This is a genomic window from Pseudoalteromonas sp. NH0006-46, assembly GCF_057547735.1.
Window position 1 is genome coordinate 44,884 of sequence record NZ_BAAJML010000012.1, and the last position, 23,262, is coordinate 68,145.

Sequence of the window (23,262 nt, forward strand, 5' to 3'; positions counted from 1 at the left end):
TTACCGAGGAGGACACTAAATGCAAGTTGCATTAGTCGGGTTAGGCGTTATGGGGAAAAATCTTGCCCTAAACTTAATAGATAAAGGGATAACGCTTGTTGCTTATGACAAAAACCCACATGCGGGTGAAGAGTTAATAAGCTGTGCTAAATCTCAAGGCATGGCTGATAGACTTCACATTGTCTCTGATTTAGGAGACATGGTAAGGCGTTTAGAAGCACCTCGCTCTATTTTATTGCTTGTTCCTGCAGGTGAGTTAGTCGATACCGTTTGTAACGAACTGGTAGACGCAGGCGTAGAGTGTGATGATATTATAGTCGACTGTGGTAACAGTAATTATAAAGACGGTATTACTCGCAAGCTAAAGTTTCAAAACAAATTTGAGTTTGCCACTATGGGTATTTCAGGCGGAGCAGAAGGCGCTCGCCATGGTCCGGCAATGATGGCCAGTGGATCAGAAGGTGGCTGGGAACGCATTGAGCCATGGTTTGAAAAAGTAGCTGCAAGCTATAACGGTAGCTCTTGTTTTGCGCGTGTTGGCCAGTCAGCCAGTGGACACTTTGTGAAAATGGTTCATAACGGTATTGAATATGCGCTTATGCAACTAATTGCAGAGATGTATCAATTACTCCGCTTAGGTACAAACCGTTCTCCAAAAGAAGTCGCGGCAATATTTGACGAATGGTCAGAAGGGCAGTTGAATAGTTACTTACTCGCTATTTCAAGTCATATATTAACCCTTGAAAATGATAAAAATGTGCCTCTAGTAGACCTGATTGATAATAAAGTTGGCGCTAAAGGTACTGGTTTGTGGACGGCACAAAATGCACTTGAGTTAGGAATTGCAGTACCCTCACTGGTTGCTGCTGTTCAAGCTCGACATCTAACCAATGCATGCGATACAACTGCGGCACAAGAAATGACCTATGCTTCAAAATCAACTAATACCGTTGATATTGACCTTGAAGAGCTTAAAGATGCGTTTACGTTAGCGAGTCTTTTAGCTTATCGCCAAGGCCTTGCGTTAATTAAGGGAGCCTCTCGGACACATCAATGGAAGGTAGATCTTTCGAAAACATTACAAACTTGGCGTGCAGGTTGTATCATTCGAGCTGATTACCTTGACAGCGTAGCGCAAGGTGTCGAATTTATAGACTCGCTTGATAAAGAAGCCAATGCATTGCGTAAGGTAACAGGACATGCTGTTATGTCTGGCCTGGCGTTTCCAGTATTAAGCTCAACACAAACTTACTTAGCAACGCTAACAACACCAAGTAATGGGCACTTAGTTCAAGCCCAGCGTGATTACTTTGGTGAGCACGGCATTAAAACCCACAGCGGCGAGACATGTCACTTAACTGACTTAGTAGAGATTGACGCTAAGGTGCGCTAATTCATTATTAAACAAAAAAAGGCACGCTATACGCGTGCCTTTTTGATTTACAGGTGCCTGTAATTGTTTATCGAGTTAATTCGCCGCGCATATTATCTTGCATTAAATGACGAATAGTTTCGATTTCTAGATTTTGGCTGAATAGGTAATGAAGCTTTGTTAAGCAGGCTTCTAATGTCATATCATAACCACTAATAACGCCAATATTTAACAATGCGTTGCCAGTTGCGTAACCGCCCATATTGACCTGACCTTTCAGGCATTGTGTTAGATTAACAATGATCATCCCTTTTTTACTTGCGTCACTTAGCACAGAAAGAAACTTATCGTCCTGAGGTGCATTGCCCACGCCAAAACTTAATAACACTAAGGCTTTAATGTTATCGTTTACAAGGCTTCTGACCACCTCGGTGCTTATTCCAGGGTATAAATAAAGCACGCCAATTGGTTGTGGCGTTATAGTGGTAACTTGAAGTTCATTTTCAACATAAGGGCTCAGTTGGCCTTTGATAAGTTGAATATTAATACCTGATAATGCAAGAGGCTCTAAATTTGGTGAAGCAAAAGCATCAAAACCATCTGCATGCGCTTTAGTGGCTCTATTACCTCTAAATAACTGGTTATTAAAAAACAAGCTTACTTCTGCAATTGGGTAGTTTGCAGCAAGATACATAGCATTTAATAAATTAACCTGTCCATCAGAACGAAGTTGAGAAAGCGGGATCTGTGAGCCGGTAACAATAACGGGCTTAGTTAAATTATCAAACATGAAGGAAAGTGCCGAGGCTGTATAGGCCATGGTATCGGTACCATGTAATACGACAAATCCATCGTATTGCTGATATTTGCTTTTTATATCATCGGCAATGAGCTGCCAATGTGCAGGAGACATGTCAGAAGAATCGATAAGAGGGCAGTATTCGTGAATATCAAACAAGGGCATTTCATCACGATTAAATTCAGCATTATTCATAACCGTTTCTGTTAAAAAACCTTCAGCGGGAATATAGCCGCGACTTGATTTTTTCATCCCTATGGTACCGCCTGTGTAAGCGATATATATGCGTTTACGTTTCATAAAAAAAGCCCAGTAAAAAAACTGGGCTTAGTATAACCTGTCGCTAAAGTAAATAAAGCAACGAGTGGTGCTTATGCACTTTTATTGTGCAACATTACATTCTAAACAGCGTGCGTATACACCTTGTGGATCGTTATAATCTTTAAGGTTTTCTAGTTCAGAACTTAACTGCTTCACTACGCTTTGTAAATTAGCTTGTGTTGCTAAAACCGATGGGGTAGTTGATTGTACTCCCAGCATGGACTGAACCGATGCGCTGCCAAAGATATCTTGCAGCATTTTTTCTTGCGGGCTTAAATCTTGAGTGATTGTTTTCACATCGTAGTTAGTTAATTTAGCAAGCGCGGCTGCAGCATCAATTGCATCTTGTTTGTCACCAAGTTTATCAATTAATCCCAGTTCAAGAGCTTGAGATGCGATCCAAACTCGACCTTGTGCAATTGCATCAACCTGCTCTGGTGTCATGCCTCGCGCTTGTGCAACAACATCTAAAAAGCGGCCATAAGCTTCTTCAACACTCATTTGAATGACTTGAGCCATTTTTTCGTTAAGCGGGCGAGTGACTGAAAAACCAGCCATTTCGGTAGTAGCAACACCGTCAGAATACACACCAATTTTTGATAATGTATTTTCAAATGTCATAAACGTACCAAACACGCCAATAGAGCCAGTAATCGTACTTGGTGCAGCCCAAATCTCATTAGCTGCAGATGCAATCCAATAACCACCAGAGGCGGCAACAGAGCTCATTGATGCAATTACAGGTTTACCAGCCGCTTTGAGCGCTAATACTTCAGCACGAATAACTTCTGAGGCAAACATACTACCGCCACCCGAATCAATACGCAGTACTACGGCTTTAACTTTATCGTCTAGTCGTGCTTTACGTAGTAAGGCTGCAGTAGAGTCGCCACCAATTTCGCCTGCTCTTCGCTCACCATCAACAATAGTGCCTCTCGCTACCACAACCGCTACTTTTTCAGTAATAGGGTTGTCAAATACAACAGGCGGTTTAACTAAACTTAGGTACTCACGAAATGACACTTGCTTAAATGTTTTACCATCTTCTTGCGCACCGACTAAGTCTATGAGTTGTTGGCGCACTTGTTGAGTCGTTTTAAGTGAATCAACCCATTGATTATCTAATGCGTATTTACCCGCATCACCGTTAGCTGCTTGCATTTTTTCTAAGTAAGCATCCATAGTTTCATCAAAGTTTGACTCATCAAATGGGCGAACTGACGATACATCTTGCTTATATTCACTCCAAAGCGCACCCAACCATACTCGGTTTGCTTTTTTAGCTGCATCAGACATATCGTTACGAATAAAGGGCTCAACAGCTGATTTAAATGTACCAACACGGAAAATATGCTGCGTTACTTCTAGTTTTTCTAGTGCGTCTTTAAAATAAAGTGGATACATTCCGTAGCCTTCAATAGCGACACTACCGTAAGGGTGCATTGCTATTTCGTCAGCATGTGCAGCAATATAATACTGAGCTTGTGTGTAGTAGTAACCCGTAGCAATTACTTTTTTACCAGCCTGTTTGAAGCCTTCAATCGCGTTGGTAATTTGCTTAAGCTTGTTTAAATGCGCTTTAGGCATTTCTTGCAGGTCAAGCAGAAGTACACTAATTCGGCTATCTTTTGTTGCTTCATTTATAACTTCAATAACATCGTCAAGTAAAATTTCGCTTGGCTCATCGTTACCTGAGGTTGCATCATTTAAAGCGGCTTCAATAGGATCTATATATAATTTTTCTTCAACCAATGGACCATTTAGGTTTAATCGAAGAACAGAGCCTTCATCAACTATTATTTTGTCTTCGTCGCTTGAAATACCTGCAATAAATACAATAACAAGTAGCACAAACAAAAAGTTAATAATTAATCGACGAGAAAAGTTTATTCCAGCCCAAATACCTTTAAAAATTTTTGCTATCAAAATAGCTCCTTAATTTGGTACAGCTAATACATTTGTTTCATCTTATCCTAGAATAAATATAAATTTAACTGCTAAATCGTAACGAAGTGTTTATAAATACGTTTAAGATACCGAAAACAATGGTTTTATTATGCTATACATGCACGCATTAAATAGTAATTTTGATATGAGTACGTATTTTAAGCGTGGCTAAAGTATCAAATAAATACATGCAAATATTGCTTATTCGTTGTCGTTGAAGCAGAATTAGTGAATCTACACAGGTTAGACCAGTTAATGGGGCATAAGATGTTAGAACAACAACTACAATTAAAACACACACAATTACGAAACAGATTAGTTATGGGCTCAATGCATACGGGCCTTGAAGAGGGATGGCATAACAGAAAACGTTTACGTGCATTTTATGAAGCCCGCGCGAAGGGCGGTACTGCCATGCTCATAACAGGTGGCTATAGTCCGAACCTACGAGGCAAGTTAACGCCAATATCTTCTTCTTTTAACAGTTATTATGATGTATTTAAACACCGCGCATACACAGATGCTGTTCATAAGCATGGTGGAAAAATTTGTTTACAGCTACTACATGCTGGTCGCTACGCTTATCATCCTTTCAATCAGGCACCTAGTGCTATTCAGGCTCCAATTAATCCTTACAAGCCTAAAGAAATGTCACTGAGCTCAATTAAAAAAACGATTAAAGACTTCGCACATTCTGCTTATATGGCAGAAAAAGCAGGTTACGACGGTGTTGAGGTAATGGGCTCTGAAGGGTACTTAATTAACGAGTTTATGGCGCCGCATACAAACAAACGTACTGATGAATTTGGTGGTAGCCTAGAAAACCGCATGCGTTTAGCACTGGAAATAGTAAAAGCGGTTAGGGCAAAAGTTTCAGATAAATTTTTAATCATATTTAGATTATCTGTAATGGATTTAATCCCTAATGGTTCAACGCCAGATGAAGTTGTTATTCAAGCCACTGAGCTTGAAAAAGCCGGGGTTGATATTTTTAACACAGGTATTGGCTGGCATGAAGCACGCGTTCCTACAATTGCTAGCATGGTTCCACCAGGGGCTTTTAAAGAAGCGTCTAAGCGCTTAAAAAGTGTTGTTAGCGTTCCAGTCATTGCGGTTAACCGCATTAACACACCTGACATTGCAAATGATATATTAAATGCTGGTGAAGCCGACCTTATATCAATGGCTAGACCTTTATTAGCTGATCCTGAGTTTTTTAATAAATACCAAAACGATCAAACCAAACAAATTAATATTTGTATTGGCTGTAACCAGGGTTGTTTAGATCATGTATTTAAAAATAAACGTGCAACCTGTTTAGTTAACCCCCAAGCCGCCTTTGAACTTGACTACCCGCTCGATAAAGCCACAATCTCAAAAAACGTACTTGTTGTGGGGGCTGGCCCGGCTGGCTTATCTGCAAGTTGTTATTTAGCTCAGAAAGGTCATAAGGTCACTTTGATTGACCAAAAATCGCAAATGGGTGGCCAATTTAATTTAGCCATGCAAATACCTGGTAAAGAAGACTTTAATCATACACTGACATACTTTATTAATGAGCTAGAACGTTTAGATGTATCGGTTAAACTTGAAACGTCTTACAACGAGTCAATGCTGACACAGTTTGATGACATTGTTTTTGCAACGGGTGTTCGCCCCCGTGAGGCGTCAATTAAATGTAGCGATGACAAACGCGTATTTGCATACGATGAAGTAATTCGTGGCGAAGTCGAGTTAGGTAATTCTATTGCTATATTAGGTGCTGGCGGTATTGGTTTTGATATGGTGGCATTTTTAAGTGAGCATAAATCGCAAACCATTGATGAATTTAAAACACAATGGGGAATTGAATGTGAACCGCAACCACACAAAGACGACCGCCAGTTGTACATGTTAAAAAGAAGTTCAGGCCGATTTGGTAGTGAACTTGGTAAAACAACAGGTTGGATCCATCGTCAAGTAGCTAAGCAACATGGTGTAAAACAAATTGCAGATTGTCAGTATCAGAGCTTTGACAGCAATGGTTTAACTATTACAGTTGGTGGTGAAACTCAGGTGTTACCTGTCGACACTGTTATTGCGTGTATTGGTCAAGTTTCAAATGATGAAGTTGTAAAGCCCCATGCTGAAAACGCAAAAGTACACGTGATTGGCGGTGCAAAACTCGCAGCTGCAATTGATGCTAAGCGTGCTATTTTTGAAGCGCTTCAAATAGCGAGATCTATTTAAGCCTTAGATAGATTGAAAGAGTTTACCTGTTCATGCGGTCTTGGTTGTTTATAGTCTATAACTAAATAAACACAGCACTCAGGAAACGCATGAACACACTAACCCACCTATACGAATCAGCAATAGGTAAACTATTTTTTTTAGATGGTTTACCTTCTTTACTTTTCAGACTAATTTTAGCGCCAGTGATGATTATTGCCGGATACAATAAGCTTGCTATAAGTGGTGAAGCCGACGGTTTTTTAAACACCTTATTAGCGTCGCCTGATATTGTGCAATGGTTTGGGAATAGTGAATGGGGCTTAGGCTTACCATTTCCTGATTTACTCGCATTTTTAGCTGGTTGGAGCGAATTTTTGGGAGGCTGGTTTTTATTATTTGGCCTTTTTACTCGCCTAGTTAGTATCCCGCTTATGTTTACCATGGTTGTTGCTGCAACATCAGTGCATTGGCACAATGGCTGGTTTGCAATAGCACCTACTAATCCTGACACGAGTGCAGCTCAGGTACTCGATTGGTTATCAATCCCTGGTGCAAAAGAAAGTCTCGAAAACTCACTTGAAGTACAAGAGCGAATTGGCAAAATTCGCGCAATAGTGGAAGAACACGGTTTTCCTGAGTATTTGTACGAGAAAGGCAAACCTTCAATTCTAAACAATGGGATTGAATTTGCTGCCATTTACTTTGCTATGCTGCTTAGTTTATTTTTCACTGGAGGTGGGCGCTTTGTAAGCGTTGATTATTGGATAAAGCGAACAATCAGCAAAGAATAGGGTGTTTCAACATACTTGAACGGCCATATAAATATTTTAAACGGCCGTTTTTTGTATATGCTATATAACCTCATTGGGTATTTATAGCTTATGCATATCTTTTCACAATTTTACAAATCGAATCCACCTCAGCAAAAATAGTTTTTTATGAAAAGGCTTAATTAATTATAACGAGCGAGATAACCAAATTGGTAATACTAAGGTTTTAAATGCTATTCTAGCGTTTTGAATTTTTGAGTTATTTTTATGGATGCTATTGAGCTTTTACTTACTCGCCAATCTGATTCTAAACTTACTGAACCTGGCCCATCACCTGAACAGCTTGATATAATAAAACAGGCAGCACTGCGTGTTCCCGATCATGGTTGTATTGCACCGTGGCAGTTTATCCTGGTTCAAGGGGATGCTCGCATAAAGCTAGGTGAAATGTATTATCAATGCGCTTTAGCAGAGCAACAATCAGAAAAAGTGGTTAATCGTGCTAAAGATCTTCCTCTTCGAGCACCTGTAATCATCATTGCTATTGCTAAATATGAAGAACATCCAAAAGTACCACGCATAGAACAAATACAAAGTGCAGGGTGTAGCGTGCTTGCAATGCAACAAGCTGCATTTGCACAGGGGTTAGGTGGTGTGTGGCGCACGGGTTACTTTGCGCAAAGTAATGCGGTTAAGCAAGCGCTCAATTTAAATGAATTAGATGAAATTGTGGGATATTTATACATAGGTACTCCAGCTGTCGATTGTAAAAAGTCGCCACGGCATAAGCCTGAAAGTTATTTTACTAATTTATAAACAAGGGTGAACTTTTAGACACTGTGATGGTCACTTATAAATGAGTATAAAATTTAGTCACTACTATTTTGCAGTGACATGCTGTTAGAAGTGCACGGAAGCTAAATAAGCTAATAATTCTTCTGCAGATTGTTTTTTAATCGGTTGTTTTTTGATAATGTATGGAGAGTCTCAAAATAACAATGATAAAGAAGACTTAATTTATGGGAAATTTATTTTTACGTGAAAAAGAAAATTGGCTTGCTTGGTCTATATGGGGGCTTTTGGGGGCGTTTGTTACGTTATATGTAGCAATGAGTACAAATGCAACTCCATTTATTGCAGGTTCGGCCGTAAGTGTATTAGTTCTACTTACTTGGTGGATGCAGCAATCAAAGCGATTCGATTTTGGGCGCGCCTTCAAAGTGTGCTGTTACGTGCTTATGTTAAGTATTTTACCTGCTTTTATGTTTGTAATTGTACCAAGCGACGAATTAAACCGTTTTGATCTAATTTTTCAAGGGGTCACTTTTTTCTCATTGAGTTTACTGGTATGCCTACTATGCTCATGGATTGCTCGTAGACCTAAGCAATATTATTAATCTCATTAACAGCACGATGTTGCTGCCATTGGTATGTAGTTTTTTAAGTCATTAAACAAAATTTTATATTTTTTACATTTAATGCTTTACAAATAATGAGATAAACCCTATTATTCGCGCCGTACGGAGAGATGGCAGAGTGGTCGAATGCACCGGTCTTGAAAACCGGCATAGGTTTGTAGCCTATCTAGGGTTCAAATCCCTATCTCTCCACCATTATTTAAAAAACCGCCTTATTGGCGGTTTTTTGCTATCTGGGGTTTAGTAATGACAAACAAAGCAAATTTACCTTTAAGTGCACAGCTGTTAAAACATATTTTATTGTGGACTGTATTCGGTTATTGCTATCAAAGCGGTTTGAGTGTGCTAATAAAAATGGCAGCCGATGCGCAACCCGAGCACCCACTAATAACAGCGTTCGTATATGGTGTTGGATTTAATATTTTAGTTGCTCATTTAATTACTAAATACGATACAAAATGGCCTGTTATCGCATCAATTTTTATTGGTGTAGTAGGGCTTATTGCGGTGCCAATTATCCTTGGGGGCACCTCTAGTTTATTAACTTCTCCATTGCTTGTAGGATTTTTATGCAGTTTGGTCCTTAGTTGCTTTATTGTTGGCCTATTAAAGGTAAAACTCGATAAAAACTAGGACCAAACAGGCTTGATTTTGTGATAGCATATCCATGTCTTTTAACTAACAAAACGTGAAAAACACATTATGTCAGATAATTTTACTACAGATGCTGAAAAAGCAAGTTACGGTATTGGCTTACAAATGGGTGAGCAACTTAAGTCTAATCCTTTTGAAGGCTTAAACCTAAATTCAGTGTTTGAAGGCATGAAAGATGCGTACGCTGGTGGCGCTTTTCAAGTTGAGATCCCTGAGATCCAAGCTGCATTTGAAAAAATTAACGAAGAGATCCAAGCTCGTCGTGAAGAAGAATCAAAAGTACTTTCTGCTGAAGGTATTGCTTTCTTAGAAGAAAATGCTAAACGTCCAGAAATCACTGTTACTGAGTCTGGCCTTCAATATGAAGTACTAGTAACGGGTGAAGGCGAAAAGCCAACTGCAGAGTCTACAGTTCGTGTTGATTACCACGGTACTCTTATTAACGGTACTGTTTTTGACAGCTCTTACGAGCGTGGTCAACCAGCTGAGTTCCCAGTTGGTGGCGTGATCAAAGGTTGGACTGAGGCATTACAAATGATGCCAGTAGGTACTAAATGGCGTATATACGTTCCTCATGAGCTTGCTTATGGTGAGCGCGGCGCAGGTGCAGCAATCGCACCTTTCTCAACGCTTGTATTTGACGTTGAGTTACACGAAATAATTTCTTAATAGTATTCTATTAAGTTATTTAAAACCGCGCTTATAAATAGCGCGGTTTTTTTGTATCTGTTTTAATTATGTTCAGGTAATGCGTAATGGTAATTTTTAAAACGATTAGCTTTTCACCTTAATTACAACGCGATTTATATAAAAAAAACCGCATTCACAAATACGGTTTTAAAAGGGAGTTATTAATCAAACAGGCTGAACATAACGTTTAGTGATTAAAAGTAGCCACGAACACCCAAGCGAATATTTCTACCTGGAAGAGGGGCTTTATCTTTGATAAATGAGGTATGAACAAACCCTAGTTCATCAGTTAGGTTATCAACATTTATATAAAGTTGAGCATCAACAGGACCTAAACCTAATTGGTAGTTAGCTTGAGCATCAAATAAAGTATAACCATCTGTTTGGCTTTCAAACGCAGTGATGTCATTCTGGTCGAAGTAATGAGTGCCGGTTAGCGTTAGTTGTAAGTTACCTAAATCATACTGTAACTCAGAGCCTAATTTGTTTGCTGGTATACGCGGAAGGTTACCTTCATCGTTTTTAAGTTTAGCGCGAGTAGAGTCACCAAATACTTTAACCATGGCGTTTGGTGTCATCTGGTAGTGAGCATCAAACTCTATACCGTAAAGCTCAGCGTCTTTACTTCTAAACTGATAAACGGCTACTGCATCGTCGTGTGCACCAATTGCTGATTCTAAACCGTCTTCTTCATCGAAGACTAAGCCTGTATTTTCTTGAAAATAGAAATTTTTAATATCGTTATAGAAAAAGTTCACGGTGTAACCAAAAGCACCGCTAAAACGCCTAAAGCTAATGTCTAAGTTTGTTGAGGTTTCTTGTTTAATGTTCTCAGGCTCGAAATGCGCTTCATTATCCTCAATATGGTAACCTAAGCCCAGTTCATAAGTACCCGTTGCAATGTGTAAGCCATTAGATAATAACTCTGCAGAAAGTGGGGCTCGCTCTGAGTGAGAAATACTTGTAGCAATACTATGTCCAGGTTTGTACTGCCAAATTGCACCAGCAGATAGACTTACATTGGTAAAGCTTTTGCTATAAGCAATAGATTCTTCATCGTGCTCTTCTTCTTCAACTTCCTCTTCATCATGGTCATGATGCTCAGCTGCTGAAATATTACTGTCAATTTTGTAATCTTCAATGCGGGCACCCAGTTCTACCGTTACATCACCAAATACGCGTTCTTCTAATAAATAAAGGGCATGTGAAGTTGTTATACTTGCTGGGGTAAATGCTTCATCACCAATTGCGTCGTAGTCAGAGTCGCTGTAATGATAGCCCAGCATACCATGCCAATCAGCAAATTTATGTTCTACGTTTAAACGCGCTTCGGTAGTTTCGTTAGTGAACGTTGTGCCAATTTCACCATCTTCAATTTCACTGTGTGAGTAATCGGTATAACCAACACGCAAGTTTATTGTTTCTATCCAGTTGTTGTGAAGCGCATAGCTCACCAACCCTTGCCAGCGGTCTTGCTCTAGCTGTGCAAAAACAACTTCTTCGCCTTCTTCTTCACCCTCATGTTCTGCATGTTCTTCTTCCGTTTCACCTTCGTGATCATGCTCATGGTGATGTTCATGTCCAGGTATTCCATAGTCGGTTTCTATAGTACCGTATGAAAATCCGACAGTAAGGTGCTCGCCAACGTAGCTTGTTCCAAAATTAAGTGTTTCACTGTCAATAAACGTGTTTTCTACTGAGTTTTCAGTTTCTACGTCGCCATCTTCGTCAGTTACTCTAAATGTAGGCGTTTCATAGTCATCGCCACTGCGTTTAGTCCCATCAAAATGAAAGTTAAATCCGTCATTCCCTGTTTCTAGTTTTGCGGCCACGGTATTTGAGTTAGAGACAGTGTCGTGGCTATATTCAGCTGCACCTTTAAAGTCATCAATGTTGTTTGTAGGAATACGATTATCAACCACATTTACAACTCCCCCAATAGCACCTGAGCCGTATAAAAGGGTACTTGGACCACGTAATACTTCAATTTGCTCAGCAGATAAGCTGTCGCTTGACGTAGCATGATCGGGCCCAATACGCGAAGCGTCACTGGCATCTAATCCATTTTGGGTGATTTTTACACGAGGGCCATCTAAACCCCGAATAATAGGGCTTGAAGATACAGGGCCAAAGTAACTGGCATTTACACCAGGTAAGCCTTTTAGTGTTTCTCCAAGTGTTGGTTTTGATTTATTTCTTAACTCATCACCAGAGAGAACACTTACTGGCGAAATCATTTCAAGACTGTTTTTATGCAGGGCAGACGCATAAACCACAACGGTTTCTACAGATGTTGGTAAGAGTGAAACAGTGACATTGTTTGATGATTCAGTCACCGCTATTCTTGAATCTATGTAGTTGTCTTTACTAATATGAAGTTGGCTGTCAGCATCAATGTCTATTGAAAATTCACCAAGTTCATTGCTTTTAACAGTTTGATTTTTTCCATGAACATGAACGGAGGCATTTTTAATTGGGTTTTTTTTATCATCTAAGATTGTGCCAGTAACCGTAGCAGCTAACGCTGATTGCGTGCATAAAACAGAAAAAATTGCAGAAGAAATTAATGTTAACTTTGTCATGAGTAAATTATTTTGTGATTGCTTGTTGTGATATAATATAACAGTTCAAAATTAGCGGATCAACAATGTTATACTATAACTTATGATTTTGCGTTTAATTAACTAAAATTAGTGTTAAGTCACTGAAGTAAAATTGTGATTCATCTACTATCAATCATTAATACATTGAGTTTGTCTTGGGCACGTTTTTGATTTTTTAAATCGCTGGGCTCTATCATTTCACATTCATCGCGAATCATTTCGGCTATAAGGCTAGGGTATTGGCGACAATCTTCAGGTCGATCTAAGTAAATATTGCATATGAACTTATCTTTAGCGTTTTTGTGTTTTTTAGGCTCAATTGCTAAAAAAGGGCAGCCGCTTAATTTATTACCTGTGTCTGGATCAAACCAAATTTGATTACCTTGTACATATTGATAAATTTCAGGATTAAATAGTGCCCACATTTCTACTTCTTCTGTTGAAACGTCGAGGTCACCACCACCATATTTGGTACAGCATTTACCACATTGGTTACACGCTTTCATAGCCTATCTATCTTTAGATTTTTTGATAGTTTTGAGTGTAACAGCCCATCTTCAAATTGTTTGAAATTATTATTTTTATTAATTTAACCATTTCATACTTATGTATGAGCAGTAGATAAATTTAATTCATGTGGTGTGCTTTAAAAATAAAAGTAATTAAGGTTATTTAAAAAGTGTGAATTTTTGTGACAGGGTAGAATTTTATAAACCACTTATACTTTAGTTATTATTTCGCATTTAAATTGTTTGCTGCACACTTTAATGTTGTATGATCGTCCTAAAGGCATATTTAATTAGCCATTTAAATCTATATTTTGCTATTTTAAGCATAAATACATTGAGGGTGATACGTAATGATGAATACAAAAGTATACAAAGCGGTACACGATTTGGCTGAAGAGTTAATGAATGCGGCAAACAAAAATGATCGTAAACGCTTTGAGTTACTTTTTTCTAAACTTAAAGCGATTTGTGAAGAAAACGAAAATACATCTAAAGATCACCCTGTTCAGTGGGAAACACTTGCTGATTTTACAGAAGAGTTAGAAGACGCTATTACCACTTACGAAAAGGCGTTAGCAAAATCCATTGCTATTAATAATAAAGACCATATGTCGTCAGTTGCATTTTCTATGGCAACATTACAATTAGAACTTGGCCAAAAAGAAGAGGCTATAAAAAATCTTCAAAGTGCTAAAGTTAGTGCAAATAAAATTGAAGATAAAGAACTTAAAGCCGAAATACATGACCTGTTAGAATCACTGGTTGAAGAAGAAGGCTAATTGAAAGCGCAATTTAATTTTTGTATATAGAATTAATGGCCATGAAGGTAGCGTTTTAAAAGGGGAGTTATGTTCAAACACGGTTTATATTTATTTACATTTTTACCCTTCTTTACGCTTGCTAACTCTTTCAATCAGCAAATAACCGCAGCGCTGATTGAAAGGACCACACATAATATTACGTATGACGGCAGTTATCATTCAATAAAATATCCCGGTGGTGATGTACCAAGTAATATTGGTGTTTGTACCGATGTTATTATTCGCGCTTACCGTCAATTGGGTGTTGATTTACAACAAAGAGTACATGAAGATATTCGAGCAAATTTTGCTAGATATCCGTCTCAGCGAATTTGGGGTCTAAAAAAGCCGGATAAAAATATTGACCACCGGCGCGTACCAAACCTTCAAGTATTTTTTAAGCATAATGGCATAGAATTGGCCATTTCTAGAAACTCACGTGATTATAAAGTTGGCGATATAGTTACTTGGAAGCTGCCTGGTAACTTACCTCACATAGGTATGGTTGTTACAGAAGCTTCAAACAGCGGTAAAAAAGCTCAAATTGTACATAATATAGGGCGCGGGCCAGAACTAAGCGAAATGCTATTTGATTATAAAATTACTGGTCACTATCGTTTTACTAATAAACACTATAATGATCAGTAAGGAATGTTACTGCTATAAAGGTATTTATTATTTTAGATTAATACGTATATCGCCGTTGGGTTTACTACAGCATAAAAGTATTTCACCATCGCGAACAAATGCGAGTGGTTCTTCGTTATATTGAACATTACCAGACACTAAGGTTGCTCGGCAAGCACCGCAGTAGCCTTCACGACATTGATAAGCAACATCTATTTTTTGAGATTCTAAGCAGTGTAAAAGAGAGGGGCAGCCAGGGCTATATTCAATGCGCTGGCTGTTTTCTGCAAGTGTTACACTTGCAGTCGTTTCATTGCTCATTATAAATCAAAGTCACCAAATTCAGCTGCATCAACTTGTGAGTCTATTTGACCTACAAGGTATGAACTGATTTCAGCTTCTTGTGGCGCAACTTGAACATTATCAGATACTAGCCATGAATTAATCCATGGAATAGGGTTGCTGTTGTTTTCAAATTGAGCCGGTAAGCCAATAGCAGTCATACGTGCATTAGTAATGTATTCAACATACTGACATAAAATATGCTTGTTTAAACCAATCATTGACCCATCTTTGAATAGGTATTCTGCCCATTCTTTCTCTTGCTCAGCAGCTTGTACAAACATTTTAATTGCTTCGTCGCGACATTGGGCTGCAACAATTGCCATTTCTGGGTCGTCTTTACCATCTTGCATGATATTTAAAATATGCTGTGTGCCAGAAAGGTGAAGTGCCTCATCACGTGCAATTAGCTTGATAATTTTAGCATTACCTTCCATCAGTTCACGCTCAGCAAATGCAAACGAACACGCAAAGCTGACATAAAAACGAATTGCCTCAAGAATGTTTACCGACATCATCGCGAGGTAAAGTTTCTTTTTAAGTTCGAATAAATTAACAACCACTGTTTTACCATTAATTTCGTGCTTGCCTTCACCGTAAAGATTGTAAAGTGAAACAGAGTTAATTAAGTCATCGTAGTAAGTTGTTACTGCATCGGCACGTTCGCTAATTTTATCGTTACTAACTATGTCATCAAAAATAAGTTCTGGTGATTGTGTTACGTTACGAATAATGTGGGTGTACGAACGGCTGTGAATTGTTTCACTAAATGCCCACGTTTCTATCCACGTTTCTAGCTCTGGAATAGACACAATAGGAAGCAAGGCAACGTTAGGAGAACGGCCTTGTACACTATCGAGTAATGTTTGGTATTTTAAATTACTTAAAAATATGTGTTTTTCATGCTCTGGTAGCGCCTGAAAATCTAAACGGTCTTTACTCACATCGACTTCTTCTGGTCGCCAAAAGAAAGACAATTGCTTTTCTATTAACTTCTCAAAAATAGGATATTTTTGTTGATCGTAACGCGATACGTTAACGGTCTGGCCAAAAAACATTGGCTCTTGCATTTGGTTATTATGATTACGACTAAAAGTAGTATAAGACATGTTTATCACTCAAAAAACTATCAGAACAAAGCGGGCTGTATGCCCGCTTAAGATAAAATTAACGACTATATTTTACACGCGCCGCCTGCACAGTCGTCATCTTCCACTTCTGGAGTGTCGTCTTGTGCATCAGATGCGCCATCACGGGTATTATGGTAATACAAAGTTTTGACACCCAATTTGTAGGCGCTAAGTAAGTCTTTTAATAAGACTTTCATAGGTACTTTACCGCCTTCAAATTTATTTGGATCATAATTTGTGTTTGCAGAAATAGTTTGGTCTACAAATTTTTGCATGATACCAACAAGCTGAAGGTAACCATCATTAGAAGGAATGTCCCAAAGTAACTCGTAGTTGTCTTTTAAACGTTCGTACTCAGGTACAACTTGTTTTAAAATACCATCTTTACTTGCTTTAACACTAATATGACCACGTGGCGGCTCGATACCATTTGTCGCGTTTGAGATCTGCGATGACGTTTCTGATGGCATTAATGCACTGAGTGTAGAATTACGCATACCGTGTTCTTGTATGCTTTTACGCAATGCATCCCAATCAAGGTGCAGCGGCTCATCACAAATTTTATCTAAGTCTGTTTTATACGTATCTGTTGGCATAATACCTTGAGAGTACGTTGTTTCGTTAAATTTAGGACATGCACCACGTTCTTTTGCAAGTTCGTTTGACGCTTTCATCAAGTAGTACTGAATCGCTTCGAATGTTTTGTGTGTTAGTGCATTTGCACTGCCGTCTGAATAACGCTTACCATTTTTGGCTAAGTAGTAGGCGTAGTTAATTACGCCTATTCCTAACGTACGGCGTCCCATCGTTGCATTTTTAGCAGCAGGTACCGGGTAGTCTTGGAAATCGAGTAAATTATCGAGTGCACGCACTGCTAGTTCAGCAAGTTCTTCTAGTTCATCTAATGACTCAAGCGCACCAAGGTTAAATGCAGACAGTGTACATAATGCAATTTCGCCTTCTTCATCGTTAACGTTGTTAAGCGGTTTTGTCGGTAATGCAATTTCTAAACATAAATTAGATTGACGAATTGGTGCTACTTTCGCTATAAACGGGCTGTGTGTATTACAGTGATCAACGTTTTGTAAGTATATTCGGCCAGTACTTGCACGCTCTTGTGCGAACACAGAGAACAACTCAATTGCTTTAATACGCTTTTTACGAATAGAGTCGTCTTGTTCGTATTTAACGTATAACGCATCAAATTCGTCTTGGTCTTCAAAAAACGCATCATAAAGACCCGGTACGTCTGATGGGCTAAATAACGTGATATAATCGTCTTTGATTAAACGAGAATACATTAATTTATTAAACTGTACGCCATAATCTAAGTGACGAACGCGGTTGTCATCAACACCACGGTTATTTTTAAGAACTAAAAGGTTTTCTACTTCTAAGTGCCATAGCGGATAGAATAAAGTTGCTGCGCCACCACGTACGCCACCTTGCGAACAACTTTTAACAGCTGTTTGAAAGTGCTTGTAAAAAGGAATACAGCCAGTGTGGTACGCTTCGCCGTTACGAATGTGGCTTCCTAATGCGCGAATGCGACCCGCATTAATACCTATACCAGCACGTTGAGAAACGTATTTTACTATAGCCGATGACGTAGCATTGATTGAATCTAGGCTATCGCCACATTCAATAAGCACACATGAGCTGAACTGGCGAGTTGGCGTGCGAACACCCGCCATGATTGGCGTTGGTAATGAAATTTTAAATAGCGATACCGCATCATAAAAGCGCTTTATATATGAAACACGTGTTTCTCGTGGGTAATCTGCAAATAAGCTTGCAGCGACTAAAATATATAAAAACTGCGCACTTTCATATATTTCACCCGTTACACGATTTTGAACTAGATATTTACCTTCTAATTGTTTAACTGCAGCGTAGCTAAAATTTAGATCACGAGAATGGTCTAGGTATTCGTCTAATTCATCAAATTCTTGTTCTGTGTAGTCAGCGAGTAAATGTGCGTCATAGCGCTTATCGCCAACCATTTTTGTTACATGGTCAAATAAACGCGGAGGCTCAAATTTACCATATGCTTTTTTGCGTAAGTGGAATACAGCTAAACGTGCAGCAAGGTATTGGTAATCAGGTGATTCTTTAGAAATCTGATCGGCAGCCGCTTTAATAATCGTTTCGTGAATATCTTTAGTACGAATACCATCATAAAATTGAATATGTGACTTTAATTCAACCTGAGAAACCGAAACGTTATTTAAACCTTCGGCGGCCCATTCTATAACGCGATGGATCTTATCAAGATCAAGAGGCTCTTTGCGCCCGTCACGTTTGCTTACAGATAACTGTTGGTTCATAGCTTTGCCTGTATTCCTTGGGGATAATGTATTTTTGACCAATGTTGTACGTCTCAAAAAGAGAAGTAGTGCTCATTTTTTATAAGTTTTACCAAATCAGGTAAATTTAATTGAATAACATTTGGCCACAATATCTGGTGTTGTTCAATTTAGAGATCACAAGATAGTGTGGTCTGAGTTGATTTGCAAGGGGCATAATTGCCCCTATTTGTGGATAACGTTGGGATAACGTAATTGTGTTAGTAGGCATTAACCTTTGATCATTCATTTGAGTTGAAATTTTTAAAAATCAACTCAGGATCGACTAAATTTACACATTTTGAAAATAAATTTCGCCTGCTTTTTTTATCATCAAGCTTTGTGTATAAAGTGTCACAATCACAACATATAGTGTTTATATCTATAATGGGCACTATATATGGTTAAATGCGTCAATAGGGCTATACCAGTCAAAATCAGCTTTCCAAGTCAATGCTTCTGACTCACTTGGAATGTAACCCCACAAAGCAGTCGCTGTGGGCATACCTGCTGCTTTACCTGCCTGAATATCACGCTCAGCATCACCTATGTATAAACAGCGAGCTGGTATTACGTCCATGAGTTTAGCGCAATGAAGTAAAGGCATCGGAGAGGGTTTAGCTTCTTCAAGGGTGTCTCCGCTAATTATAACCGAAGCATTTTTTAAAGCGGGGATCGCAGCGACTAGCGGCTCGGTTAAAAAACCGGGCTTGTTTGTCATGATCCCCCATTTGATCTTTTTGTGATCAAGTGCAATGAGTAGTGGTTCAATACCGGCAAAACAGTGGGTATGCTTTGCAATGTTTTGTGCATAGTTATCGACCAGTTGCTTTATCAATTGTGATTGTGCAAGAGAGGGCCATAACTCTTTAAAGCCAGCTTCTAATAATGCTGCTGCACCATTAGACGCTGCTGGACGATATACCTCACTGGTTACTTCAGTAATTTGATTTGAACGCAGTACACTATTAAGAGCAGCGCCTAAATCGTCAGCTGTGTCGAGTAACGTCCCGTCTAAATCAAACAAAAATGCATCATATTGATAAAGTGCTGAAGGTAACTGTCCGCTTTTCATTACACCAACTTCTCAAAATGAAGAATATAGTTAACACTAACATCACTATTGAGTGTGTACTGTTTAGAAAAGGGGTTATACGAGAGCCCTGAGCTTGCACGTACTTTTAAGCCCGCTTCTTCGGCCCATGAAATTAGTTGTGCAGGTTTTATAAACTTATTATGGTCGTGTGTTCCATCAGGAACCATTTTCAATAGTTTTTCAGCACCTACAATGGCAAACAAGTAGGCCTTAGGAGTTTTGTTAAGGGTAGAAAAAAAAACGTCAGCACCGGGTTTTGCAAGTTTAGCAACCGCATGAATAATCGAAGCAGGGTCGGGGACGTGTTCGAGCATTTCCATACAGGTAACGACATCAAAGCGCTCAGGGTGCTCATCAGCAAATTGTTCAGCAGGTACTTTTATATATTCAACGGGTACATTGGTTTCTAAACTATGCAACTTGGCGACAGTTAAAGGCTCTTGCCCCATATCAATGCCTGTTACTTTGGCTCCCATACGTGCCATGCTTTGGCTTAAAATACCGCCACCGCAGCCCACATCGAGTGTTTCTTTGCCAAATAAGCCTTGAGCTTTATTTGCAATAAAATCTAGGCGTAACGGGTTAATTTCGTGTAAGGGTTTAAACTCACCCTCTAAATCCCACCAACGCTCTGCGATGGCTTCAAACTTTGCTATTTCTGCGTGATCTACATTTTGATGTTCGGTCATAAAATACTTCCTCGTCAATCTGAGGCCATTATATAGGCCTAAATTGATAAATCGCAAAGTTTTGCGCCTGTAAATTAAAATTAATTGTGATAGCATGTCCGTTAGTAATAATAACAATACTCTTTAAAACCCAATACCGGGTTATTAAGAGCTGCTACTGAAGGAATGTGATATCAAATGACTGATCTCGCCAATGAAATTCTGCCAGTCAATATTGAAGACGAGTTAAAAAACTCCTACTTAGATTACGCAATGAGTGTAATTGTAGGACGTGCATTACCAGACGTACGTGATGGCTTAAAGCCAGTTCATCGTCGCGTTTTGTTTGCAATGAACGAGCTTAGTAATGATTGGAACAAGCCTTACAAAAAATCGGCACGTGTTGTCGGTGACGTAATCGGTAAATACCACCCACACGGCGATAGCGCAGTTTATGACACGATAGTTCGTATGGCACAGCCATTCTCACTTCGTTATATGCTTGTTGATGGCCAAGGTAACTTCGGTTCAGTTGATGGTGATTCAGCTGCAGCAATGCGTTATACCGAAGTACGTATGGCTAAAATGTCACATGAGTTATTAGCCGATCTTGAAAAAGAAACGGTTGATTTCGTACCTAACTACGATGGCACAGAACAAATTCCTGATGTTTTACCAACTAAAGTACCTAATTTACTAGTAAATGGTTCTTCTGGTATTGCGGTAGGTATGGCAACAAACATACCACCCCATAACTTAACTGAAGTTATTAATGGCTGTTTAGCTCTTATTGTTAATCCTGATTTAACCATTACTGAATTAATGGATTACATCCCAGGCCCAGATTTCCCTACAGCCGCAATCATTAACGGTAAAAAAGGGATTGAACAAGCGTATCAAACCGGCCGTGGTAAAGTGTACATGCGTGCACGCGCCGACATTGAAACGGATGAGAAAACAGGTCGTGAAACAATTATTGTTCATGAAATCCCTTATCAAGTTAACAAAGCTCGTTTGATTGAAAAAATCGCTGAGCTAGTTAAAGATAAAAAGATTGAAGGGATCAGCGCATTACGTGATGAATCAGATAAAGACGGTATGCGTATCGTTATTGAGATTAAACGTGGTGACGTAGGTGAAGTTATTTTAAATAACCTATATGCGCAAACACAATTACAAACAGTGTTTGGCATGAACATGGTTGCGCTTATTAATAATCAGCCTAAGTGTTTTAATTTAAAAGAAATGCTTGAAGAGTTTATTATTCACCGCCGTGAAGTAGTAACTCGTCGTACAGTATTCGATTTACGTAAAGCGCGTGACCGTGCTCATATGCTAGAAGGTCTAGCAATTGCACTCGCCAACATTGACCCAATTATTGAACTTATTCGTAAGTCTCCTACACCGGCAGAAGCTAAAATAGCGTTAACTGCTCGCTCGTGGGAACTCGGTAATGTGAAAGCCATGCTTGAAAAAGCAGGTGAAGCTAACGTTGCTCGCCCAGATTGGTTGGCTGATGATTTAGGTATACGCGATGGCCAGTACTTCATTTCTGAGCAACAAGCTCAAGCGATTCTTGATTTACGCTTACACAAGCTAACAGGCCTTGAGCACGAAAAAATCTTAAGTGAATACCAAACACTGCTTGATTTGATTGCTGAACTGTTACACATATTGGCAAGTCCAGAGCGCTTAATGGAAGTAATTCGCGATGAATTAGTTGAAATTAAGGCGCAATACGGTGATGAACGTCGTACTGAAATTAATGCAGCTGCGCATGACATTAGCCTTGAAGACCTGATTACTGAGGAAAATGTTGTAGTGACACTTTCTCACGAGGGGTATGTTAAGTATCAGGCATTGTCTGATTACGAAGCGCAACGTCGTGGCGGGAAAGGCAAGTCTGCAACGAAGATGAAAGACGAAGATTTCATCGAGCGTTTATTAGTTGCAAACACGCACGATACTATTTTGTGTTTCTCTACAGCAGGCCGCTTATATTGGTTAAAAGTGTATCAATTACCACTTGCAAGCCGTGCAGCCCGCGGTAAGCCAATTGTAAACTTGTTACCGTTAGAAGCTGACGAACGTATTACTGCTATATTGCCAGTACGTGAGTACGAAGAAGATAAATACATCTTTATGGCAACTGCTTTTGGTACCGTTAAGAAGACACCATTAACAGCCTACAGCCGTCAGCGTGCTAGCGGTATTATTGCTGTTAACCTTAATGAAGGCGACAGCTTAATTGGTGTTGATATTACCGATGGTACGAACGAAATAATGCTGTTTACTGATGCGGGTAAGGTTGTTCGCTTTAAAGAAGCTGAAGAATCTGCTGTTGTAGATGAAAACGGTAACCCAGTACTTGACGAAGAAGGTAACCCTGAGATTCGTTTCAAAGGTGTTCGTCCAATGGGTAGAACGGCAACCGGTGTACGTGGTATTAAAATGACCGACGAACAACGTGTAGTATCGCTTATCGTACCAAAAACTGATGGTGCTATATTAACTGTAACTGAAAATGGTTATGGTAAACGAACTCAGCTTGAAGATTACCCATCTAAGAGTCGTGCAACACAGGGTGTTGTATCAATTAAGGTGAGTGAGCGTAATGGTGCTGTAGTAGGTGCTGTTCAAGTTGATGACAACGACGAAATAATGCTTATTTCAAACCGCGGAACGTTAGTGCGTACTCGTGTGAACGAAGTTTCAACGGTTGGTCGTAACACACAAGGTGTTATTTTGATCAGAACTATTGACGAAGAGCAAGTAGTTGGTTTACAACGTATAGAAGAAATTGAAGTTACAGAAAGTGACTTAATTAATACTGAAGACGTTGAAACAGTAGATACAGTTATAGATGAAGTCGTGGATGACACTCCTCCTTCAGAATAATTGAGATTGAAAAAGCGGCCTTGGCCGCTTTTTTTAATGTTGTTGAAAAAAATTAATACAGC

The 23,262-nt window shown here is 39.2% G+C and carries 19 protein-coding genes and 1 tRNA gene; 11 read left to right on the forward strand and 9 right to left on the reverse strand.

All coding sequences use genetic code 11. The features are described 5' to 3' along the window. Positions 1-19: 19 nt before the first annotated feature. Positions 20-1,393 carry an NADP-dependent phosphogluconate dehydrogenase gene (gene gndA / locus AC27I2_RS17900; RefSeq protein WP_487205064.1) on the forward strand — a complete coding sequence of 458 codons (1,374 nt, stop codon included), beginning with the start codon at positions 20-22 and terminating at the stop codon, positions 1,391-1,393. Between the two features lie 67 nt (positions 1,394-1,460). Here the strand turns inward: gndA and ansA are convergent, their stop codons facing one another. After that, positions 1,461-2,471, reverse strand: a complete 1,011-nt coding sequence (gene ansA / locus AC27I2_RS17905) for an asparaginase (RefSeq protein ID WP_058403933.1) — start codon at positions 2,469-2,471, stop codon at positions 1,461-1,463. 81 nt (positions 2,472-2,552) lie between these two features. Continuing rightward, positions 2,553-4,418 carry a signal peptide peptidase SppA gene (gene sppA, locus AC27I2_RS17910; protein WP_487205065.1) on the reverse strand — a complete coding sequence of 622 codons (1,866 nt, stop codon included), beginning with the start codon at positions 4,416-4,418 and terminating at the stop codon, positions 2,553-2,555. A 288-nt stretch (positions 4,419-4,706) separates the two neighbouring features. Here sppA and AC27I2_RS17915 point away from each other — a divergent pair, with 288 nt between their 5' ends. The 7 genes from AC27I2_RS17915 (at position 4,707) to bamJ (ending at position 10,161) form a co-directional block, all read left to right on the forward strand. After that, the gene (locus AC27I2_RS17915; protein WP_487205066.1) at positions 4,707-6,668 is read left to right on the forward strand and encodes an oxidoreductase; all 1,962 of its coding nucleotides are present in this window, start codon (positions 4,707-4,709) and stop codon (positions 6,666-6,668) included. Between the two features lie 89 nt (positions 6,669-6,757). Further along, positions 6,758-7,441 (forward strand): HvfX family Cu-binding RiPP maturation protein, encoded by a 684-nt coding sequence (locus AC27I2_RS17920; RefSeq protein WP_487205067.1) that lies wholly within the window; start codon positions 6,758-6,760, stop codon positions 7,439-7,441. A gap of 246 nt (positions 7,442-7,687) precedes the next feature. Further along, a complete protein-coding gene (locus tag AC27I2_RS17925; RefSeq protein WP_058403937.1) occupies positions 7,688-8,236 on the forward strand; it encodes an NAD(P)H nitroreductase in 549 nt (182 codons plus the stop codon). Positions 8,237-8,439: 203 nt separating this feature from the next. Next, positions 8,440-8,817, forward strand: coding sequence for a hypothetical protein (locus AC27I2_RS17930; RefSeq protein ID WP_058403938.1), 378 nt, complete (start codon positions 8,440-8,442; stop codon positions 8,815-8,817). Positions 8,818-8,942: 125 nt separating this feature from the next. Beyond that, positions 8,943-9,033: transfer RNA gene (locus tag AC27I2_RS17935), tRNA-Ser, on the forward strand. A gap of 51 nt (positions 9,034-9,084) precedes the next feature. After that, positions 9,085-9,471: a hypothetical protein gene (locus AC27I2_RS17940; protein WP_058403939.1), complete on the forward strand. Its 387-nt coding sequence runs from the start codon at positions 9,085-9,087 to the stop codon at positions 9,469-9,471. A gap of 69 nt (positions 9,472-9,540) precedes the next feature. Further along, positions 9,541-10,161, forward strand: coding sequence for a BamJ family beta-barrel-assembly machinery protein (gene bamJ, locus AC27I2_RS17945; protein ID WP_487205068.1), 621 nt, complete (start codon positions 9,541-9,543; stop codon positions 10,159-10,161). 215 nt (positions 10,162-10,376) lie between these two features. Here bamJ and AC27I2_RS17950 read toward each other — a convergent pair whose 3' ends face one another. Together AC27I2_RS17950 and AC27I2_RS17955 are read right to left on the reverse strand one after the other, a co-directional pair. Continuing rightward, entirely contained in the window at positions 10,377-12,764 is a 2,388-nt protein-coding gene (locus AC27I2_RS17950) for a TonB-dependent receptor (protein ID WP_487205069.1), read from the reverse strand. A 140-nt stretch (positions 12,765-12,904) separates the two neighbouring features. After that, on the reverse strand, positions 12,905-13,291 hold the full coding sequence (locus AC27I2_RS17955) for a YkgJ family cysteine cluster protein (protein ID WP_487205070.1): 387 nt from the start codon (positions 13,289-13,291) through the stop codon (positions 12,905-12,907). Between the two features lie 353 nt (positions 13,292-13,644). Between AC27I2_RS17955 and AC27I2_RS17960 the strand changes: the two genes are divergently transcribed. Further along, positions 13,645-14,073, forward strand: a complete 429-nt coding sequence (locus AC27I2_RS17960; RefSeq protein WP_058403943.1) for a hypothetical protein — start codon at positions 13,645-13,647, stop codon at positions 14,071-14,073. Between the two features lie 69 nt (positions 14,074-14,142). After that, a complete protein-coding gene (locus AC27I2_RS17965; RefSeq protein ID WP_219423073.1) occupies positions 14,143-14,742 on the forward strand; it encodes a DUF1287 domain-containing protein in 600 nt (199 codons plus the stop codon). Between the two features lie 27 nt (positions 14,743-14,769). Here AC27I2_RS17965 and yfaE read toward each other — a convergent pair whose 3' ends face one another. The 5 genes from yfaE to ubiG all read right to left on the reverse strand — a co-directional run bounded on the left by yfaE (position 14,770) and on the right by ubiG (position 20,323). After that, positions 14,770-15,042, reverse strand: coding sequence for a class I ribonucleotide reductase maintenance protein YfaE (yfaE, locus tag AC27I2_RS17970; protein ID WP_058403944.1), 273 nt, complete (start codon positions 15,040-15,042; stop codon positions 14,770-14,772). Continuing rightward, a complete protein-coding gene (gene nrdB, locus AC27I2_RS17975; RefSeq protein ID WP_006794448.1) occupies positions 15,042-16,172 on the reverse strand; it encodes a class Ia ribonucleoside-diphosphate reductase subunit beta in 1,131 nt (376 codons plus the stop codon). Before nrdB ends, yfaE begins: the two co-directional genes overlap by 1 nt. 65 nt (positions 16,173-16,237) lie before the next feature. Further along, positions 16,238-18,520 carry a class 1a ribonucleoside-diphosphate reductase subunit alpha gene (gene nrdA / locus AC27I2_RS17980; RefSeq protein ID WP_487205071.1) on the reverse strand — a complete coding sequence of 761 codons (2,283 nt, stop codon included), beginning with the start codon at positions 18,518-18,520 and terminating at the stop codon, positions 16,238-16,240. A gap of 412 nt (positions 18,521-18,932) precedes the next feature. Beyond that, the gene (locus AC27I2_RS17985) at positions 18,933-19,613 is read right to left on the reverse strand and encodes an HAD family hydrolase (protein WP_487205072.1); all 681 of its coding nucleotides are present in this window, start codon (positions 19,611-19,613) and stop codon (positions 18,933-18,935) included. After that, positions 19,613-20,323, reverse strand: coding sequence for a bifunctional 2-polyprenyl-6-hydroxyphenol methylase/3-demethylubiquinol 3-O-methyltransferase UbiG (gene ubiG, locus AC27I2_RS17990; protein WP_487205073.1), 711 nt, complete (start codon positions 20,321-20,323; stop codon positions 19,613-19,615). Before ubiG ends, AC27I2_RS17985 begins: the two co-directional genes overlap by 1 nt. A 177-nt stretch (positions 20,324-20,500) precedes the next feature. Between ubiG and gyrA the strand changes: the two genes are divergently transcribed. Continuing rightward, positions 20,501-23,200 carry a DNA topoisomerase (ATP-hydrolyzing) subunit A gene (gene gyrA / locus AC27I2_RS17995; RefSeq protein WP_058403948.1) on the forward strand — a complete coding sequence of 900 codons (2,700 nt, stop codon included), beginning with the start codon at positions 20,501-20,503 and terminating at the stop codon, positions 23,198-23,200. The last annotated feature ends 62 nt before the right edge of the window (positions 23,201-23,262 follow it).